Genomic DNA, 2,083 nt, shown 5'->3' on the forward strand with positions numbered 1-2,083 from the left:
GTTCTTCTTCTATAATCCCGCCTCTGTCCCTCGTTTTGGGGTGTCTTGCGAGTTACCGTTACGCTCAGGGAGTACACAAGCGAATGGAAAGAATCTTGATCATCGGTTCCGGTCCGGCGGGGTATACGGCGGCATTGTACACGGCGCGGGCGGGCCTTGAGCCTTTGTGTCTCGAGGGCGAGCCCAGCCAGGAGGTGTTGCCGGGCGGCCAACTCATGACCACGACGGAGGTGGAGAACTACCCGGGCTATCCGGAGGGGGTATCGGGACCGAAGATGATGGAGGACTTCAAGAAGCAGGCGGCGCGTTTCGGGGCCCGCTTCGCCTATAAGACCGCCACCCGCGTGGATTTTTCGGCGCGCCCGTTCAAGGTCTGGACCGGCGAGGACCTGTTTGAGGCGAGGACGGTCATTGTGGCGACGGGGGCCAGCGCGAGATACCTTGGTCTCGAGTCCGAAAAGCGGTTTTTGAACCGGGGCGTGTCGGCTTGCGCCACGTGCGACGGAGCGCTGCCGCGATTCCGCAACAAGCCGGTGACGGTCGCGGGCGGCGGCGATACGGCCATGGAAGAGACGCTGTTTCTTGCGAACTTCGCCAGCGAGGTGCATGTCGTGCACCGGCGCGACAAGTTCCGCGCGAGCAAGATCATGGGCGAACGGGTCATCCGCCATCCCAAGGTCATCGTCGAGTGGAACTCGGTCGTGGATGAGATTCTCGGGGACGATGCGCAGGGGGTCACGGCGGTTCGGCTGAAAGACGTGCAGACCGGCGCGACGCGGGTGGTGCCTTGCGCGGGTTTTTTCTCGGCGATCGGCCACAAGCCGAACACGGACATCTTCAAGGGGGTTCTGGATATGGCGGAAACCGGTTACCTGAAGACGAAACCGGATTCGACGTATACAAACGTGGAAGGCGTATTCGCGTGCGGCGATGTAAAAGATCCCGTTTACCGGCAGGCCATCACGGCCGCAGGCAGCGGTTGCATGGCGGCCCTTGACGCCACCCGCTGGCTTGAGGCGCAGGAAACCTGAGGCGCGGCTTAGTCGGCGCCGCCGAAATTCAGGTTGATGCCGAAGATTTCGGCGATACGCGCGATAATATTCAGCACCTGCAAGACCACGTCCAGGAGGATCTCGAGGTCGTAGAAACTCACCGCCGGCGCGGGCGCCGCTTTCAACACACGGTTCTTGCGCATCGTTTATGCTCCTCGTTCGCTTGCCTGCAGCTTCATCGTTCCCGGCCCGGCCGACACGGCCCCACTACGCGCCCGGACCGGCTGCGCGCATGTAGTATACAAAAGATGTTGTGGAAATGATACACCGGGGCCACGCGGTTATTATACCCAACGCTCCGGGTCGGAGGTCCAGCATGAGCAGGGAGTCTGTGCGGTTTCGATGTCATCATTGCGGCCATTGCTGCACGGAAGTGGTGTGTCTGCCCACGCCGTGGGACGTTCTGCGCATCGTACGGGAGACCGGGGCGAACCCCTACCTTTTCCTCGAGTTCCTGGGACCGGACGACATCTCGGAAGTCGAGCCGGACGACCCGACCTGGCTCGAGGTGAGCCGCCGCAGGCGCATCATGGCGCTGCGGCGCGATGAGCAAGCGTGCTATTTCCTGGACAGGGCAACGCGCTTCTGCACCATCTACGAACACCGGCCACTGCTGTGCAGGCTGTATCCTTTCGCGCACGAGGAAAGCGAATCGGGCGAATACCTGGGGTTCTCGCTCCACGAAGACGTCGGCTGTCCGCGGCACCGCGACGGGCGCGTGCCGGTCGCGCCGCTGCGCGCGATGTTTCTCGAAGACCAGGAGCATCAGGAGGAATATGCCAGGCTGGTGAAAGCCTTCAACAACGACCCGCGTCCCGGCAAGCGGCCGCAGGATTTCTTAGCGATGTTCTTCGAGACCGACACGCCCACGCGGAAGCGTCTTATGCGGGAGGCCAAGGCGGCCCTTCCTGAGTTCAACATTGGGACACCCGATCAAGTGAAAAGGTCGTAGAGCCGGCGCTGTTCCTCGTCCATCTGCAGCAACGTCCGGCGTTCTTTCGGGTCGTTGGGCAGGCGGAAGGTCATCTCGT

General features: G+C 62.1%; 3 protein-coding genes. 2 read left to right on the forward strand and 1 reads right to left on the reverse strand.

Annotated elements, in window-relative coordinates; genetic code table 11:
• The first annotated feature begins 83 nt into the window (after window positions 1-83).
• Complete coding sequence (gene trxB / locus KA184_15295) at window positions 84-1,031, forward strand: thioredoxin-disulfide reductase (GenBank protein ID MBP8130942.1); 948 nt, start codon at window positions 84-86, stop codon at window positions 1,029-1,031.
• A gap of 8 nt (window positions 1,032-1,039) precedes the next feature.
• On the opposite strand, the gene KA184_15300 is transcribed toward trxB, so the two are convergent.
• Complete coding sequence (locus tag KA184_15300) at window positions 1,040-1,195, reverse strand: hypothetical protein (protein MBP8130943.1); 156 nt, start codon at window positions 1,193-1,195, stop codon at window positions 1,040-1,042.
• A 173-nt stretch (window positions 1,196-1,368) separates the two neighbouring features.
• Between KA184_15300 and KA184_15305 the strand changes: the two genes are divergently transcribed.
• The gene (locus tag KA184_15305) at window positions 1,369-2,004 is read left to right on the forward strand and encodes a YkgJ family cysteine cluster protein (GenBank protein MBP8130944.1); all 636 of its coding nucleotides are present in this window, start codon (window positions 1,369-1,371) and stop codon (window positions 2,002-2,004) included.
• The last annotated feature ends 79 nt before the right edge of the window (window positions 2,005-2,083 follow it).

Source organism: Candidatus Hydrogenedentota bacterium (assembly GCA_018005585.1).
Lineage (GTDB): Bacteria > Hydrogenedentota > Hydrogenedentia > Hydrogenedentales > JAGMZX01 > JAGMZX01.

Coding starts and splice junctions, on each gene's coding strand:
- trxB (MBP8130942.1), top strand. CDS start 84: ATGGAAAGAATCTTGATCATCGGTTCCGGTCCGGCGGGGTATACGGCG.
- KA184_15300 (MBP8130943.1), bottom strand. CDS start 1,195: ATGCGCAAGAACCGTGTGTTGAAAGCGGCGCCCGCGCCGGCGGTGAGT.
- KA184_15305 (MBP8130944.1), top strand. CDS start 1,369: ATGAGCAGGGAGTCTGTGCGGTTTCGATGTCATCATTGCGGCCATTGC.